This window comes from Bacillus sp. FJAT-18017, assembly GCF_001278805.1.
Lineage (GTDB): Bacteria > Bacillota > Bacilli > Bacillales > Cytobacillaceae > Bacillus_D.
This window is the reverse complement of record NZ_CP012602.1, coordinates 4334532-4351633: the sequence shown is the minus strand read 5'-3', so window position 1 is coordinate 4351633 and position 17102 is coordinate 4334532. Positions and strand designations below refer to the sequence as shown.

14 protein-coding genes and 1 other annotated feature are annotated in these 17102 nt (G+C 42.4%); of the genes, 12 read left to right on the top strand and 2 right to left on the bottom strand.

The window, feature by feature from the left end; translation table 11 throughout:
- The first annotated feature begins 158 nt into the window (after nt 1-158).
- From AM500_RS20285 to AM500_RS20240, 9 genes are all read left to right on the top strand, one after another.
- Complete coding sequence (locus AM500_RS20285) at nt 159-1091, top strand: beta-ketoacyl-ACP synthase III (RefSeq protein ID WP_053600860.1); 933 nt, start codon at nt 159-161, stop codon at nt 1089-1091.
- Between the two features lie 111 nt (nt 1092-1202).
- Nucleotides 1203-2441, top strand: coding sequence for a beta-ketoacyl-ACP synthase II (fabF, locus tag AM500_RS20280; RefSeq protein WP_053600859.1), 1239 nt, complete (start codon nt 1203-1205; stop codon nt 2439-2441).
- 268 nt (nt 2442-2709) lie between these two features.
- Nucleotides 2710-3495, top strand: coding sequence for a DUF2268 domain-containing putative Zn-dependent protease (locus AM500_RS20275; RefSeq protein ID WP_053600858.1), 786 nt, complete (start codon nt 2710-2712; stop codon nt 3493-3495).
- Between the two features lie 157 nt (nt 3496-3652).
- Nucleotides 3653-4681 carry an ABC transporter ATP-binding protein gene (locus AM500_RS20270; protein ID WP_053600857.1) on the top strand — a complete coding sequence of 343 codons (1029 nt, stop codon included), beginning with the start codon at nt 3653-3655 and terminating at the stop codon, nt 4679-4681.
- Nucleotides 4678-5691 carry an ABC transporter ATP-binding protein gene (locus tag AM500_RS20265; RefSeq protein ID WP_053600856.1) on the top strand — a complete coding sequence of 338 codons (1014 nt, stop codon included), beginning with the start codon at nt 4678-4680 and terminating at the stop codon, nt 5689-5691. The genes AM500_RS20270 and AM500_RS20265 overlap by 4 nt, the downstream gene beginning before the upstream one ends.
- Nucleotides 5692-5841: 150 nt before the next feature.
- Nucleotides 5842-7557 (top strand): oligopeptide ABC transporter substrate-binding protein, encoded by a 1716-nt coding sequence (gene opp4A / locus AM500_RS20260; RefSeq protein ID WP_053600855.1) that lies wholly within the window; start codon nt 5842-5844, stop codon nt 7555-7557.
- Between the two features lie 205 nt (nt 7558-7762).
- The gene (gene opp4B, locus AM500_RS20255) at nt 7763-8728 is read left to right on the top strand and encodes an oligopeptide ABC transporter permease (RefSeq protein ID WP_053600854.1); all 966 of its coding nucleotides are present in this window, start codon (nt 7763-7765) and stop codon (nt 8726-8728) included.
- Between the two features lie 13 nt (nt 8729-8741).
- Entirely contained in the window at nt 8742-9653 is a 912-nt protein-coding gene (gene opp4C, locus AM500_RS20250) for an oligopeptide ABC transporter permease (protein WP_053600853.1), read from the top strand.
- Nucleotides 9654-10200: 547 nt separating this feature from the next.
- Entirely contained in the window at nt 10201-10947 is a 747-nt protein-coding gene (locus AM500_RS20240) for a YjbA family protein (RefSeq protein ID WP_053600851.1), read from the top strand.
- A gap of 138 nt (nt 10948-11085) precedes the next feature.
- Here AM500_RS20240 and trpS read toward each other — a convergent pair whose 3' ends face one another.
- Both trpS and AM500_RS20225 read right to left on the bottom strand, forming a co-directional pair.
- Nucleotides 11086-12075: a tryptophan--tRNA ligase gene (gene trpS, locus AM500_RS20235; protein ID WP_053600850.1), complete on the bottom strand. Its 990-nt coding sequence runs from the start codon at nt 12073-12075 to the stop codon at nt 11086-11088.
- A 381-nt stretch (nt 12076-12456) separates the two neighbouring features.
- Nucleotides 12457-12681 (bottom strand) — a binding site (T-box leader).
- 60 nt (nt 12682-12741) lie between these two features.
- A complete protein-coding gene (locus AM500_RS20225) occupies nt 12742-13131 on the bottom strand; it encodes a DUF3899 domain-containing protein (protein ID WP_156319866.1) in 390 nt (129 codons plus the stop codon).
- A gap of 178 nt (nt 13132-13309) precedes the next feature.
- Between AM500_RS20225 and AM500_RS20220 the strand changes: the two genes are divergently transcribed.
- From AM500_RS20220 to opp3C, 3 genes are all read left to right on the top strand, one after another.
- Nucleotides 13310-15001 (top strand): peptide ABC transporter substrate-binding protein, encoded by a 1692-nt coding sequence (locus AM500_RS20220; protein WP_053600847.1) that lies wholly within the window; start codon nt 13310-13312, stop codon nt 14999-15001.
- A gap of 136 nt (nt 15002-15137) precedes the next feature.
- Nucleotides 15138-16067 carry an oligopeptide ABC transporter permease gene (gene opp3b, locus AM500_RS20215; protein ID WP_053600846.1) on the top strand — a complete coding sequence of 310 codons (930 nt, stop codon included), beginning with the start codon at nt 15138-15140 and terminating at the stop codon, nt 16065-16067.
- A complete protein-coding gene (gene opp3C / locus AM500_RS20210) occupies nt 16067-17095 on the top strand; it encodes an oligopeptide ABC transporter permease (protein ID WP_053600845.1) in 1029 nt (342 codons plus the stop codon). Before opp3b ends, opp3C begins: the two co-directional genes overlap by 1 nt.
- The last annotated feature ends 7 nt before the right edge of the window (nt 17096-17102 follow it).

Below are 17102 nucleotides of genomic sequence, written 5' to 3'. Positions count from 1 at the left end.
TAGGATTTACGTCAATCTGCCTATATGTGTTAGAGGAAGATAAATCTTAGCTTCACTTTGCCTATTGCCAATATCAATTTGAATTGATAAAATTAGTACCAAGTCATAATAATTGATAATAGTATATGGATAATTTTTATAATAAGGAGTTGGCCGCCATGCGAGCTGGCATTATTGGAATAGGTAAATATGTTCCCGAAACAGTTGTTACAAACTTTGACCTTGAGAAAAGGATGGACACATCGGACGAGTGGATCCGTACCCGGACAGGAATAGAGGAAAGGCGGATTGCCGATGCCTCAATCAATACTTCGGACATGGCTTATCAAGCGGCGCTTCAGGCGTTGGAGACTGCAGGAGTAGCGGCGGAGGAGATTGATATGATCCTGGTCGCAACGGTGACTCCTGACAGGCCATTCCCTTCAGTAGCTTGCATGCTCCAGGAAAAGCTTGGCGCAAAGAAAGCTGCTGCCATGGATGTCAGCGCTGCTTGTGCGGGATTCATGTACGGCATCATTACAGGAAAGCAATTTATTGAAACGGGTGTCTATAAGCACGTATTAATAGTAGGCGTAGAAAAACTTTCTAAAATTGTTGATTGGGAAGACCGCAATACAGCCGTCCTCTTTGGTGATGGAGCTGGGGCTGTTGTGCTTGGACCGGTAAGCGGAGACAGAGGAATCCTGTCCTTTGAATTGGGAGCAGACGGTACCGGTGGGAAACACCTTTATCAGGAAGAAAACATCATTATGAATGGCCGGGAAGTATTCAAATTTGCTGTTCGCCAAATGGGCGAGAGCAGTCTGAATGTCGTGAAAAAGGCAGGGTTAACGAAGGAAGATGTCGACTATCTTGTCCCTCATCAGGCAAATATCCGGATTATTGAGGCAGCACGCCAGCGGCTTGAATTGCCAGTTGAAAAAGTGTCCTATACAATTAATAAATATGGGAATACATCTGCGGCATCGATTCCCATCTCGATTGTAGATGATATTGCAGCAGGCAAGATTAAGGATGATGATATCGTAGTAATGGTCGGATTTGGCGGAGGCCTCACCTGGGGTGCAATCGCGATAAGATGGGGAAAATAAAACCTTTACAATAGTGTAGAGGTGATTTCCAAAGGATTTAAATTCAAACCAAAATAATTAGGGCAGCTTGCCCTTTTGAGAAGAAACCACTGTAAAGGAGCTGTCTCTTGAATGGCAAATCGTAGGGTAGTTGTAACAGGTATTGGCGCAGTGACGCCGCTTGGCCTTGATGCGGAAACAACATGGAAGAATATTGTTGCCGGTAAATCCGGTGTTGGACCACTTACAAGGGTTAACGCGGATGAATATCCTGCCAAGGTTGCTGCACAAATTAATGATTTCAATCCGGAAAGCTACCTGGAGAGAAAAGAAGCAAGGAAAATGGATCGTTTTACACAATATGCAATTGCCGCATCGAAAATGGCTTTTGAGGATTCCGGACTGGCAATCGTAGATGAAAACGCACATCGAGTTGGCGTTTGGATAGGCTCCGGTATAGGTGGAATGGAAACCTTCGAAACTCAATTTGAAGTTTTTCAAAATCGCGGATATAAAAGGGTTAGCCCGTTCTTTGTACCGATGATGATTCCTGACATGGCTGCAGGCCAGGTATCCATCATGCTAGGGGCAAAAGGCTTTAACTCCTGTACGGTAACAGCGTGTGCAACAGGGACTAACTCGATTGGTGATGCGTTTAAAGTCATCCAGCGCGGTGATGCAGATGCCATGATTACCGGGGGAACAGAAGCTCCAATCACAAAAATGGCTGTTGCTGGTTTCTGTGCAAACACTGCATTATCAACTAATCCGGATCCGGGAACTGCTAGCCGGCCGTTTGATAAAAACAGGGATGGCTTTGTAATGGGAGAAGGAGCGGGCATCCTCGTACTTGAAGAGCTGGAGCATGCAAAGGCACGAGGAGCAAAAATTTATGCCGAAATCGTCGGGTACGGTGCAACCGGGGATGCGTATCATATTACGGCCCCCGCTCCTGGTGGAGAAGGCGGCGTGCGGGCAATGAGGATGGCTATTGAAGATGCCGGCTTGAAGCCTGAAGAAATCGATTATATTAATGCTCATGGAACTAGCACGGAGTATAACGATAAATATGAATCATTGGCAATCAAAGAAGTGTTTGGACCACATGCATATAATCTGGCTGTCAGCTCGACAAAGTCGATGACAGGACATCTTTTAGGTGCCGCTGGCGGTGTTGAGGCTATCTTTACAGTTCTCGCGATGAGGGATTCAGTCCTTCCTCCGACCATCAATTACGAAACGCCTGACCCGGAATGCGACCTTGATTATGTCCCGAATGAAGCCAGGACGAAGGAAATCAAGGCGGCAATCAGCAATTCACTTGGATTTGGCGGCCATAATGCAACACTGGCTTTTAAAAAATATGAGTAACCAAAGGCTTTAATAAAATAAACCCTGTGGGGTAGAAACCTGAAAAGGTATCTATTCCACAGGGTTTTTTATTTTTTGGTCTTTGTTAACAGGTTTGTTGATTTCCACTACACAAAGGGAAGCTTCCAAGAATAAACTTCGCAGGGACAGGCGTTCTTTGCCTGCGTTTCGCTTTTCCCGAGTGTCCAATAAATAGGATCAAAGGCAAAGGGGCAGGAACAGTAAAATGGCCATACACTGTTAAATAACAACAATGGGGGGAACAAAGATGGGAGTAATCAATACAAACGAGTGGCTTGAAGATAGCGGGGATGACCTCAGTAAAATCTTAACGAAGCTTCAAGGCTATTTTCCTGGTGTGGAGAGTGAAAGATTTTACAGAGAACTTGCCTATTTTGGCATGGTTGGAAGAAATAATGGCACCAAGTGGGACCTTGCCAAGCTGATCGAAAGAAAGGAGATTTGGGAGTGGACAAGGGAGTTGATGAATACCTATAAGGAAGAATGGGATGGCCCAGATATCCCCGTTTTCATTTTTCCGATTGCTAGAAGCAATTCACTTTTCAAAAGAGACGCCCTCCGTAAGTCGGGAGTTGCATACAAGGATAAGCTTTTTCTTTTCCTGCCGTCTGATGTTGGGAAAAAAGAATTGAGGGCACTTTTTGTTCATGAGTATCATCATGTTTGCAGGATGAATCGAACTGAAGGGGAGATTCAAGAAAATAGCCTTCTTGAATCGATGGTGATGGAAGGGCTCGCTGAATATACAGTTTTAACGGAATGCGGCAAAGAATTTATTGCTGAATGGTGCCAAAAATATCCGGAAAAAAAGCTGGAGTTTTTATGGGAAGAATTTTTCCGGAATAATCTTGATGTCAAGAAAAAAGAAAAAACGCATAACCAGCTTCTATTCGGCGGAGGAAGAATTCCTGCCCTTGCCGGCTATTCAATTGGATTCTGGCTTGTCCAAAACTATTATCTAAAACGTAAATTTGATGTAAAAAATTCACTTAAAATCAAAAAAATTCTTTTTTTAAATAATATAGAAAGCTAAAAAAAGGGGAGTAATCCCACTCCTGCCAGCAGTGTAAAGTATTTCCAAGGTGTAAAAAGGAAAAATTAAAAAAATCTTGCAATTGTAACAATTTTGTAATAGTATTTATTTAAATATAGTGAATTGGCAGAATAATTGAAAAGTAAGAGGGTGTCGTATGAGCGCGAAAATTTCCCAACTAGGTGGAGCACCATTACTGGAAGTAAAGAATTTGGAAACAGCCTTCGATATCGATGGTACATATTATAATGCGGTTGATGGTGTGTCTTTTAAGGTCAAGCCACGGCAGATAGTCGGAGTGGTAGGTGAATCGGGTTGTGGTAAATCCGTTATGAGCCTTTCGATTATGAAGCTTCTTCCAAAGGGAATCGGCAAGATAAATGCCGGAGAAATCATTTTTGATGGTATCAACATAGAAAAGCTGAACGAGAATGAAGTGAACAAAATCCGAGGAAAAGATATCTCGATGATCTTCCAGGAGCCAATGACTTCTCTTAATCCGGTTTTTACAATTGGTTATCAAATTCAGGAAGTTCTTTTTAATCATCAAAAAATTGATAAAAAAGAAGCTCGCCTTAAATCTATTGCACTTTTAAATAGTGTAGGAATTTCCCGTCCCGAGAAAATTGTGGATGAATATCCACACCAGTTGTCTGGCGGTATGAGACAGCGCGTCATGATAGCGATGGCGATTGCCTGCCAGCCTAAGCTTCTGATTGCTGATGAGCCTACCACAGCCCTTGACGTTACGGTCCAGGCGCAAATTCTTGAGCTGCTTAAGGAAATTCAGGAAGTAAATGATATGTCGGTCATCCTGATTACACATGACCTTGGTGTCGTGGCTGAAATGTGTGATGAAGTAATCGTCATGTATGCCGGGAGGATAGTGGAGCGTACTGATGTTGAAACGCTTTTTTATAATCCACAGCATCCATACACCACCCTTCTCCTCGGGGCTATCCCGAAGATGGAAGATGAATCTGAACGATTAAGCACAATAAGCGGTATCGTCCCTTCACTGACTAACATGAAGAAGAATGGCTGCCGATTTGCAAACCGCTGCCCGATGGCGATGCCGGAGTGCCATACTGTCACTCCAAAGCTTGCCGATACCGGCGGAGGGCATGATGTTGCCTGCCTGCTCTTCGAAACATCAAGACCCAAGGAAGGAGTGGCTAACCGATGAGCGGTACATTGACTGCGGATGTAAACCGGGAACATAGGGCTCCCAGCGGGGAAAATTTGCTCGAAATTAAGAATCTTAAAACCTACTATCCTGTCAAGGGCGGATTTTTCAGAAGGACTGTTGGTAACGTAAAGGCAGTGGACGATATATCCTTTGAAATTAAAAAAGGTGAAACCCTTGGGCTTGTTGGGGAATCGGGTTGTGGGAAATCCACCGCTGGCCGTACCATCCTGAGGCTCTTAAAGCCTACGGATGGAAAAATCCTTTTTGAGGGAAAGGATATTACACATGTAACTGGAAAATCACTTCGCGAAATCCGCAAAGATTTGCAAATGGTCTTCCAGGACCCCTATGCATCTCTAAACCCGATGCAAATGGTAGGCGACATAATCGCCGAACCAATCTATAACTTTACCAAAAAACCGAAGGAAGAGCTGAAAAGAGAGGTCATGGACCTTCTTGAAAAGGTTGGCCTTCCGGAAGAGGCCTATTATAAGTACGCTCACGAATTTTCTGGCGGCCAAAGGCAAAGGATCGGAATTGCGAGGGCCCTGGCTCTCCGCCCTAAACTTATTATCGCTGATGAGCCAGTGTCAGCTCTTGATGTATCGGTTCAATCCCAGGTCCTGAACTTGCTGAAAGACCTGCAGGAGGAATTTGATCTTACTTTCCTGTTCATCGCCCATGATTTAAGTGTCGTAAAGCATATGAGCGACCGGATCGGGGTTATGTACCTGGGGAACATGGTGGAAATTGCGGACAAGGACAGCTTGTATTCCGAGCCGCTTCATCCATACACCCAGGCGTTGATATCCGCAATCCCAAGTCCTGACCCAAGGAAGAAAAAGGATCGGATTATCCTGAAAGGCGATGTGCCAAGCCCATTGAATCCTCCAACTGGATGCCCGTTCCACCCGCGCTGTCCGATGGCAATGGAGCAATGTTCCGTTACAAAACCGGAATTAAAGGAGGTGAAGCCATCGCACCGAGTGGCTTGCCACCTGTACTAGATAGGACAATGGCGCAAGCGCCCGATTTGCAGCATAACTGCTGTCGAGCTTTACCAATTTTATAAAACATGGCTAAGCCGCGTTTTAAATGCGCCCAACTATACATATCCCGGGCGCTTGCAGTGCAAATACTTAACTGGGGGGAAAGAAATGAAGAAGAATTGGTTATGGCTGTCTGCTCTGGTCCTTGTTTTATCAATGTTCCTGGCAGCATGCAGCGGAGGAGAAAAGGCTAACAACGACAAAAAGCCACAGGGCGGAGATGGAAAAGATACTGAGGAGACTAAGCCACAGGATGGCGGTACACTCAATTACTCACTTGACTCAGCTCCGGAAGGCAAGTTCAATATCAATTTCTATGGCACACAGACTGATGCTTATGTAATTGATTTCTTCGATGAAAACTTGATCGATTTTGATGAAAACCTGAAGCCACAGGAACACATTGCTTCATGGGAAACATCTGATAACAAAGTCTACAAGTTCAAAATCAAAGAAGGCGTTAAATGGCATAACGGTGAAGAACTAAAGATCCAGGACTGGGAATTCGCAATCAAAGTCCTTGCTGACAAGGACTATGAAGGTCCGCGTTATGTTAACGTCCAAACTGTAGTAGGTGTTCCTGAATACAAAGAAGGCAAAGCAGACTCCATTTCCGGTATCAAAATCATCAACGATTACGAAATGGAAGTTACTTTTGACAAAGCTCGTGTAAACAACCTTGAAAACTTCTGGACATACGCAATGTCCCGTAAAGAATTCGAAGGCATAGCAGTAAAAGATATGATGAAATCTGAGCAAGTACGTACTAAGCCAGTTGGTCTTGGACCATTCAAAGTTACAAAAGTTGTACCAGGTGAGTCCGTCGAGCTTGAGCGCTTTGACGATTATTTCCTAGGCAAGCCTCATATCGAAAAGGTTGTCATGAAGGTTATCGATCCTTCCCTGACTGTCGGGGAGCTCCAGAACGGCACTCTTGACATGACTTCGTTCCACCCAAGCATCATCGATCAAGTCTCTGCACTTGATACAGTAAATGTTGTGAAATACCCAGGGCTTTCCTACTACTATGTTGGCTTTAAACTTGGTAACTGGGATGGCAAGAAAAACGTTATGAACGAGCCTAAGTATGCTGATAAGGCACTTCGCCAGGCAATGTACTATGCAATCAACCGTGAAGAGTGGGTTAAAGCATTCTTCTATGGCGTAGGTAAGCCGGTTAACCGCCCAATCCCTACTAGCCACTGGATCGCAGCTGACAACAGCGAGCTTGAGCAATATGCATATGATCCAGAAAAAGCAAAGCAAATCCTTGAAGATGCTGGCTGGAAAGACAAAGACGGAGATGGATTCCGTGAAGATCCACAAGGCAAGAAATTCGAAGTGAACTTCGCGCATTATTCAACTCAAAACCCTACTTTTGAAGCTCGTGCTAAAGCATTGACTCAATACTGGGAAGAAATTGGTTTGAAGTCCAAGCTTACTATGACTGACGCTACCCTTTACTACGACATGCTTGAAAAGTCTGATAAGAAAATGGAAGTATTCTTTGGCGGCTGGTCTACAGGTGCGGATCCAGATCCATCCGGCCTTTGGAAAACAGATGCGCTTTGGAACTACCCACGTTGGTCTAGTGCTGAAGGCGACAAGTTACTTGAAGACGCTCTAGATGTATCAATCGTTGGAACAGACCAGGAAAAACGTAAAGACCTTTATGTTCAGTGGCAGAAACACTTCATGGATGAGCTTCCTGCACTTCCAATCGCTGAGCTTGAAGAAGTTGTAGCCCTTAACAAGCGTGTACAAGACGTTAAATACGATGTTTCCGGTTCTAACCGTCCACACGAATGGTGGCTGAAGCAATAAAAGAAGTAATATCATTAGTGAGGCATCTGCATCCCTGATGATTTGGAAAACCGCTGTAAGCTGCAGCGGGAACCAATTATAGTACGAATTATGTGAAGGACAGCTGGCTTCCACCTAAGCCTAAGGGCAGTGGTGGGAGCCAATATGTCCTTTATGAAGGTTAAAAAGCGCGGCTAAAGGCGCAGCTTAGGTAAGGAGAATGCATATGTTGAAATATTCGCTCCGAAGACTGTTGGGCATGCTCCCAATGTTACTCCTTATCTCCATTGTTGTATTCACACTTGCAAAATTAATGCCAGGTGATGGTCTCAGTGGAGAAATTGACCCAAACAACACGGACCCGCAATATATTGAAGAAATGCGGCAGAAACTGGGCTATTATGACCCGCTACCAGTTCAGTACTTCAACTGGATTTCAGACTTTGTCCAGGGCGACTTCGGGCAATCGACCCGTTTTAAGATACCGGTTGCGGATGTAATCATGGAGAAAGTGCCAAATACCCTTATGCTTGGGGGTACGGCGATTCTTATTACTTATATTCTGGCATTTATAATGGGTACATTTTCCGGAAGAAAACCGTACACTCTAGGGGATAACCTGATTGCCGGGGCTAATTATCTGGGTCTCTCGATACCTTCATTCATTGCCGGTGTATTCGCGATTTATATTTTTTCATTCTCGCTTAACTGGTTTCCGTCAAACGGATCTGTAGATATTACAATTGATGATGGTACCTTTGAATATTATCTTAGTAAGCTTCACCATGTTTTACTTCCTGCACTTGTTCTTGGTTTACTCAGCACAGCAAGCTATACCCAGTTCTTGCGCAATGACATTATTGAAAATAGCCGCAAGGATTATGTAAGGACAGCAAGGGCAAAAGGAACCCCGGAAAAAAAGATATATAATGTACATATTCTCCGGAACTCCATTATTCCTTTGATTACCTTCCTGGGTTTTGATATTGTCGCAATCATCAGTGGAGCTATTATTACAGAAACAATCTTTACCTATCCCGGAATCGGCCAGCTGTTCCTTCAGTCAGTAAGGACGAATGATTATCCGGTCATGATGGCGCTGACTATGCTATTTTCATTCCTGACATTGATTGGCAACCTAGTAGCGGACATCCTGTATGGCGTAGTCGATCCGAGAATCAGGCTGGATTAGGGGGGGACAAATAATGGAAATTGCAACTCAAAAAGATACAGAAGTAAATGTAGCGCCCCCTAAGAGAAGCTTGTCTCCGTTGGCGCTTGCTCGTAAGAAGTTCCTGAAGAACAAATTGGCAATGACCAGTCTTATTTTCCTGCTTATTGTTTCAATTGTGTCGTTTTTGGCACCATATATTACAACTGCAGATATTACGAGGATCAACATTGGTGAAATGTCACTGAAACCTTCCGCCGACCACTGGCTGGGAACAGACAAGAGCGGCAGGGATGTTTTCACAAGACTGCTATACGGCGGGCGTATATCCTTAATGGTAGGAATTTCATGTACGGTTTTCGTAGTTTTCCTTGGAACTCTGGTTGGTTCAATTGCTGGCTACTTCGGCGGCTCAATTGATAATCTCTTAATGAGGTTTACTGATTTTGTTTTAAACTTCCCATTCCTCGTATTCGTTATCGTTTTAAACGCTATCCTTATGGGGATTGTATCCGGTGTCTGGGTATTAATTGGCACAATCAGCCTACTGAGCTGGGGCGGTGTTGCAAGGATAGTCCGAAGTAAGATTCTTGCTGAAAAGGAAAACGAATATATAATTGCAGCAGTATCAATAGGATGTTCACCGTTTAAGGTTATAACGAAACATCTTTTACCGAATGTCATGTCGACAATCATTGTACAGGCTACCATCCTGTTCGCGGGTATGATTGTTGCTGAGACAGGGCTTAGCTACCTTGGATTCGGGGTACCTCAGGAAACGCCAAGTTGGGGAAATATGCTTTCAAGCGCAAATGAACCAGATGTACTTCAAGGGAAGCTTTGGATCTGGGTACCGCCAGCTTTGATCATTACGATGACAATTCTATCAATTAACTTCATTGGAGAAGGATTGAAGGACGCATTCAACCCTAAATCCCGCAGATAAAATCTACCATGCCTACATGGTAGATTTTTTTTGTTTTGGTTTAATGAATTTCAGAATCTAGTGCAAAAGGTATCAAATGATGCCTTCCTTTAGTTTTCATTAAAACTCATAAAATTTCATGCTGTAACATATCCATTAAGAAAGGACAGGCCGGCTAAGTATTAAAGAGGGGACATGCCATGGCCATGAGGGTATTTTTTTGGGTAATTGGATTTGGTCTTGCGGTATCAGGGGGAATAAGCATTATTGCCTATTTAAATGTGTTAGCTGTGGGGGGAAACTATGGCGGCTATTTAGAATATATTATACAGCGCCCAGATTGTTATTTGTTTCCTATTGGAATTTTAATTATTACCTTGAGCATATTTTGGCCGTATACCCTAAAGGAGTAAATGGGATTTGATATTTTATAATCAGGATTACACCTCACTGAATAGGAAGGCCAAAATAAGAAAACTGACATTGATAAGTGGAAAGTAAGGAATAATTTGACTTACGGCTGCCTATACTGATTGACAAATGGATTCTTGAAGTGAGGGGTCGAACAATGCTATATCTTCATGATGTCTGGGTAAATTGGTTTGAAGGCGAGGAAAATGGCTATAATGTTTGCCATTTTCATGAGTGGAGAAAAGATGATGGAGTTGAATTGCTTGACCAGGTGCCCCTGTTAAAAGTTGAACCGGTCCTTTTTCATTACATTGAAAATGACCTGGCACCACTGCCTCAACAGCTCCTCGATGATGTATTCCAAAAAGCTTACTTAAGGAAGAATCACGAGCGCATCCAACTGGAATACTGCTTCATTGTTACAGATGGAAACGAAATCCTTGTCGTTGATACGATAGGGTATAATATACCTGTCAGAAAAAGCAGATTAATACCAAGACAAGAGCAGCTTGTATATGAAATGGTTGAAAATCACGATTCTATCCGGTATTCCTTTAAAAAGGAGCAGGGTGTAAAGGAGTTTCATATTCTTTCCCCCGAACCCGAGCTGATGACTGGCCTAACACGTAAGGAACGTCAGCTTAAACAATTGCTATTTATGGCACTGGACCAGCTCCAATCGTCCGGGAACGATGCGGAGGTAAGATATTGGTATACAGAATGGTGTCCTGAACAATATAATGTGATACAGAGTTTGACATTTGATGAGGCTTGGAGACAGCTTTTTGCAAATGTAAAACAGGGGTGGAGCGAAAAACATGAACATTTTTGCGAAAACCTTATTAAAGGGCAACCTTTCTTTGAGAAGCTCTGGGAAATGGAAACCGGGCCTAAAGTCAATTAAGAAGATAGTTTAATTATTGAAACCGGTTACGTTTCTTCTATTATATACTCGAAATTTTGTAAACCGAAATATTTAAAAAGGCATTCAACCCAAATTAAGGGAAGGAATGCCTTTTTACTTGAAATTGAGTAGCTAGGCTTAACGTCTTTTTCTGCCGAGGCCCATCGCATTTTCCATTTTTTTAAGCATTTTTGTGGCAGTTCTATTTGCTTTTTCTGCGCCTCGGTCAAGGATATCATCAAGTTCAGAGGATTCCATTAATTGATTATACCTATCCTGAATCGGTTTCAGTGCACCGACTACCACCTCAGCCAAATCTGCCTTGAATTCGCCATAGCCTTTACCCTCATAAGCATTTTCGAGCTCAGCAATTGTTTTTCCGCTAAGAATAGAGTAAATGGTCAACAAGTTGGAAACACCTGGCTTGTTTTCCTTGTCAAAGCGAACAATGCCTTCTGAATCGGTTACAGCGCTTTTTATTTTTTTCTCAATTTGTTTTGGTTCATCCAGAATGGAAATGAACGATTTTGTGTTAGGGTCGGATTTACTCATCTTTTTGGTTGGGTCCTGCAGGGACATAATCTTGGCACCCACTTTAGGAATCCGAACCTCAGGAATGGTAAAGATCTCATTGTACTTCTTATTGAAACGCTCTGCGAGGTCCCTTGTCAGTTCCAGATGCTGTTTCTGATCTTCGCCAACAGGAACCAAATCGGTACTATAGAGGAGAATATCAGCCACCATAAGCGGAGGATAAGTAAGCAATCCTGCCGAAACAGCATCCTTGCCAGCTGATTTATCCTTAAATTGAGTCATCCGTTCTAGTTCACCAATGTAGGACACGCATTGCATCATCCACCCAGCCTGTGCATGCGCAGGCACTTCGGACTGAATGAACAATGTCGCCCGCTCAGGATCCAGACCCACTGCCAAATACAGTGCGGCAAGGCTTCTAATATTTTTCCGGAGCTCCATCCGATCCTGAGGTACAGTAATTGCATGTTGGTCAACAATACAAAAATAACAGTTGTATTCTTCCTGCAGCTCGACGAATTGCTTTAAAGCTCCAATATAATTCCCAAGAGTAATCGTTCCGCTAGGCTGAATCCCAGAGAAAATGGTTTTCATACATCAAGCCTCCTTATCTTTTTATAAAATGTGTACGTCTAGCTCCACAAGAAATGCTTCCCCGAGATGCATCGCACGAAATTACGCGATAGCGTAATGAGGAGCGCCTACGCGTGCGCAAACTTCAGGTCTCCTCCCTACGATAAGTCATACACGAATGCGCATTCGCTCTTCGTGATTCCTTTATCCCGCCTTAAATGTCAGTAAGCCTCCTTCGTTGGCAACTGACGTATGAGGTCCGATTGCTTCATCTAACCATCAGTGGAAATTCACCACTGATGGAAGATTCACCGTATCTCAGTCGAAGCCCCTCCATTTTGTACGGCGATGACCGAGGCGCTTGCGCTTTTGCAATAAAAAAAGACCATTCCTCCCCATGTAGATAGGGACGAATGGTCCGTGGTGCCACCCTAATTGCTTTTTCAAGCCGCTTAGTCCCCTTGGTAAAGGGGAGCCAATCTAACGTATGGCATACGCCGGGACATACTTGCTGTTTCCTCCCCGGGGCTCAAAAGTCCATTCCAAATGCCTGGCTGTTTGTTCGCACCACCCACAAACTCTCTGAAAGCCAACAGCAAGTGTACTATTCTTTCTCATTGCATTTATCATTTTAAAATTTAAATTTATTATAAGTAATCTTTTTTTGATTATCAAGTTCTCTAGCATTTACAAATAAAATAAAATCAAACTTCCCAGCATAAAGAGCAAATTAACCACACCAAGCTTGGCAAACGGTGAAATATTTAAATTTATAAGCTCTGAGAGCGGTGGTTTATCAGCTTTTGATTGCTCTTCGCTTTTTTCCTCTTTGGTAAAAAGAGTCCTGAATGAATGAAACACCGTGTCAAAGAATCCCGAGTGGATAGTATAAAACAGCAGGGAGAGGAAAACCATGGTTCCGGACAGATAAAAGGATATATTTATATAATAAAGCAATGTGATTTTTTTATAAAAAATAAAAGAAAGTAGAAAGATAAAACCTTGGCAAAATAAGAAGGCAGAAACCATTTTTTTGGTGAAAATGTGCACTTTTTCTCTCCTTTGTTCACTTTCCATTAAAAATAGAAAGTCCAATTTGCTTTTCAAAGTATATCACATTTTTATTATTGAGAGAAAAATATTAGCTTTTCTTTTAAGACCAAAAATTTCTTGTAAAAAAAGATTGTACATTTTATTAAATTTTTATATAATTAGTTTTGAAAGTTTTCAGAAAATAACAAAAGGGGGAACTTCTTTGAAAAAGTCAAAATGGACACTGCTTTTAGTTTTAAGTCTAGCATTCTCTCTCCTTTTAACCGCATGTAGCGGTGGTGGAGAAACCGCAAAAGAAGGAGAAAACGACAAGGACAAGCCAGCAAAGCAGGATGTTCCACAGGAAATTAGGATGTTGGATTCCTCTGAAATCCCAACAATGGACACTGTGCTTGCTGAAGGTTCAACAAGCTTCACTTATATCAACAACGTTGGTGAAGGCCTATACCGCCTTGATCAAAACCACAAGCCGGTACCAGCATTGTCTGACGGCGAGCCAAAAGTGAATGAGGACAAAACTGTATTCACATTCACCCTCCGTGATTCAAAATGGTCTAACGGAGACCCTGTTACTGCACATGACTTCGTATTCGCGTGGCAGCGTGCAATTGATCCGAAAACCGCTTCCCCATACGGTCCATATATGATGGGTGGAAAAATTAAAAACGCTGAAAAAATTACTCAAGCAGCAGCAGACAAAAAGCCTTATGATGTAACTGAACTTGGCGTAAAGGCTCTTGATGATAAAACTCTTGAAGTAACTCTTGAAAAGCCGGTTGTGTATTGGGAAGACCTTTTTGCATTCCCAACATTCTATCCACAAAACAAAAAGTTCTTTGAAGAAAAAGGCGAAGCTTTCGCTAGCAGTGCCGACAACCTTCTTTACAACGGTCCGTTCAAGATGACTAAGTGGGATGGAACAGAAGCTACTGAATGGGTACTTGAAAAGAACCCTGACTACTGGAATGCTGACAGCGTCAAACTTGAGAAAATCACTGTTAACGTTGTTAAGGATTCCAACGCAGCAGTAAATGCTTTTGAAGCTGATGAAACTGACATGACTGGCCTTCTTTCTTCTGACATTGTTCCTTCTTATGAAGGCGATGACCGTATGGTTAGCTGGCTTGAACCGACTGTATTCTGGATCAAGTTGAACCAGAAGAATAAAGCTCTTCAAAACGAGAATATCCGCAGGGCAATTGCAATGGGCTTCAATAAGGAAGACTTGACTGCTAACATTCTAAACAATGGTTCAATTCCTGCAGACTATATTGTTCCAAAGGATTTCGTTGAGCATGATGGCAAGGACTTCCGTGACAAGTATCCGAAATTGCTTTCATTCAACGCTGAAGAAGCAAAGAAATATTGGGAAGCTGGGCTGAAAGAGCTTGGTGTTGACAAACTTGAATTACGCTACCTTGGTGGCGACACTGAAGCTTCAAAGAAAAATGATGCTTACATCAAGAACCAATTGGAAACAAACCTTCCAGGATTGACTATCAAGCTTGAAAGTGTTCCATTCGCAGTCCGCCTTGAGCGCGACAACGCTATGGATTACGATCTTCAATTCGCAGGCTGGGGACCAGACTATGGTAACGCTCTTTCCTTCACGGATCTTTGGATCACAAATGGAGGAAGCAACCGTATGGGCTACTCCAACCCTAAATATGATGAGTTGATCAAAAAGGCTCAAGGTGAACTTGCTACAGATCCTGCAGCTAACTTTGAAGCACAGCAAGAAGCTGAAAGAATCATGCTTGAGGAAGATGCGGGTATTGCGCCTGTTTACCAGCGTGCAGCAAATATCCTTCTAAATCCTAAAGTTAAAGGTCTTGCAATCTACAATTATGGCCCAGATTACTCATTCCAATGGGTTACAGTTGAAGGGGAATAAATAAATAATAATAGTTTCTAATTTAGAATTGCATACTATTTCTAAAGGAGAAAAGAGAGTATATAGACAAATATACTCTCTTTTTCCCTGTATAAAAGTTATCAAAAAATAGAGAAAATTCATAGGAGGTGTACAAATGGCGAAATATTTACTACGTAGGGTATTTTATATGTTTATCACCCTCTTCATCATCGCATCATTAACATTTTTCTTAATGAAAATAATTCCTGGAACTCCTTTCGCCAGCGCTGCAAAACTACCCCCCGCACAATTGGAAATTATGAAGGCAAAGTATGGCTTGGATCAGCCAGTACCAGTTCAGTATGCCAGATACATGTTCAACTTGGTTCAAGGTGACCTTGGAATATCATTCCAGTTCAGCAATACACCTGTTAGCGATTTAATGTTCAAGCGTATTGGCCCATCTGCCCAACTTGGTTTCCAGGCAATGGTAGTTGGGGCGATCATAGGGCTGTTACTGGGTGTTATTTCTGCGCTCCGCCAAAATACGTGGATTGACTATAGTTCCACTTTTGTGGCAGTAGTAGGTAAGTCTATTCCTAACTTTGTTTTTGCCGGTTTGCTGCAATATTTTGTTGGGGTTAAATTAGGTTGGTTTCCAGTTCTTTTCTGGAAGGGGCCTGAATATACCGTGCTGCCTACGATTGCACTTTCCATGTTCCCAATCGCTATTACTGCAAGATTCGTAAGGACGGAAATGATTGATGTACTGGGCTCGGATTATATTACGCTAGCGAGAGCAAAAGGGGCTAGTTATGGCCAAATTATTTTCAAGCATGCCTTAAGGAATGCTCTTATTCCGTTGGTGACTGTTCTAGGTCCGCTAGCAGTCTCACTAATGACTGGATCACTCGTTATTGAAAAAATATTTGCAATTCCAGGACTTGGTGAACAATTTGTCAAAGCAGTAACGCTTAACGATTATCCTGTTATTATGGGTACGACAATACTATTTGCTTTCTTATTTGTCATTGTCATACTTGTGGTTGATATTCTGTACGGAATCATTGACCCTCGCATCAGGCTGTCGGGAGGGAAAAAATAATGTCTAACCATGAAATTCATATTCCAAAGGAAAAGTTCCAGCCAGCCGTTATTGATGCTTCAAAAGGTGAAGAAATTAATAAGCCAAGCCTAAGCTTTTGGCAAGATGCCTGGCTTCGAATAAGGAAAAATAAAGCTGCACTAATAAGCATCGTGGTCATGGCTATTATTATCATCATGGCTTTTATTGGCCCTTTAATTAGTGGAAAAGAGTATGATAAACAAAATGTAAGGCACAACAATTTACCTCCAAGGGTACAAGTATTGGAAAATATAAGCTGGCTCCCTTTTGATGGTGTAAAAGAAAATAAAGCCGGTAAGGAAATCAATGTATACGAGCAAAAAAAGGTCGATGAATATTACTGGTTTGGAACAGATGCACTCGGCCGTGACCTGTTCTCACGAGTATGGAAAGGAACCCAGATTTCCTTATATATCGCTCTCCTTGCTGCTGCAATTGATATGGTTATAGGAGTAGCATACGGAGCCATTTCAGGTTATTTTGGCGGTAGACTTGATAACATTATGCAGCGAATTACCGAAGTTCTTATTGGTATACCATTCCTTGTTGTTGTTATTTTAATGATATTAGTCATGGAACCAGGTATCCTATCCATTACAATTGCATTGACAGTCACAGGATGGGTAGGGATGGCACGTGTTGTAAGGGCCCAAGTCTTGAAGCTAAAGGAACAAGAATATGTCCTGGCTTCAAAAACACTTGGAAATTCCCATATGAAAATCATTTTTAAACACTTATTGCCCAACTTGGCTGGAGTCATAATTATAAATACAATGTTTACTATTCCAAATGCAATTTTCTCCGAAGCCTTCTTAAGTTTTATTGGGTTAGGCTTACAAGACCCGCATGCTTCATTGGGGACATTGATTGATGAAGGATTTAAGGTGATTCGTCTACATCCACATGAAATGATTGTGCCGGCCATTATAATTAGTGTCATAATGATCGCATTTAACATGCTGGCAGACGGTTTAAGGGATGCGCTTGATCCAAAAATGCGCGATTAAAAGGGTA

Bases quoted from the DNA above. Each gene is read 5' to 3' on its own strand.
- AM500_RS20240 (WP_053600851.1), top strand. From the start codon at position 10,201: ATGCTATATCTTCATGATGTCTGGGTAAATTGGTTTGAAGGCGAGGAA.
- opp3b (WP_053600846.1), top strand. From the start codon at position 15,138: ATGGCGAAATATTTACTACGTAGGGTATTTTATATGTTTATCACCCTC.
- AM500_RS20225 (WP_156319866.1), bottom strand. From the start codon at position 13,131: ATGGAAAGTGAACAAAGGAGAGAAAAAGTGCACATTTTCACCAAAAAA.
- AM500_RS20275 (WP_053600858.1), top strand. From the start codon at position 2,710: ATGGGAGTAATCAATACAAACGAGTGGCTTGAAGATAGCGGGGATGAC.
- AM500_RS20265 (WP_053600856.1), top strand. From the start codon at position 4,678: ATGAGCGGTACATTGACTGCGGATGTAAACCGGGAACATAGGGCTCCC.
- trpS (WP_053600850.1), bottom strand. From the start codon at position 12,075: ATGAAAACCATTTTCTCTGGGATTCAGCCTAGCGGAACGATTACTCTT.
- fabF (WP_053600859.1), top strand. From the start codon at position 1,203: ATGGCAAATCGTAGGGTAGTTGTAACAGGTATTGGCGCAGTGACGCCG.
- opp4C (WP_053600853.1), top strand. From the start codon at position 8,742: ATGGAAATTGCAACTCAAAAAGATACAGAAGTAAATGTAGCGCCCCCT.
- opp4B (WP_053600854.1), top strand. From the start codon at position 7,763: ATGTTGAAATATTCGCTCCGAAGACTGTTGGGCATGCTCCCAATGTTA.
- opp3C (WP_053600845.1), top strand. From the start codon at position 16,067: ATGTCTAACCATGAAATTCATATTCCAAAGGAAAAGTTCCAGCCAGCC.
- AM500_RS20270 (WP_053600857.1), top strand. From the start codon at position 3,653: ATGAGCGCGAAAATTTCCCAACTAGGTGGAGCACCATTACTGGAAGTA.
- AM500_RS20285 (WP_053600860.1), top strand. From the start codon at position 159: ATGCGAGCTGGCATTATTGGAATAGGTAAATATGTTCCCGAAACAGTT.
- opp4A (WP_053600855.1), top strand. From the start codon at position 5,842: ATGAAGAAGAATTGGTTATGGCTGTCTGCTCTGGTCCTTGTTTTATCA.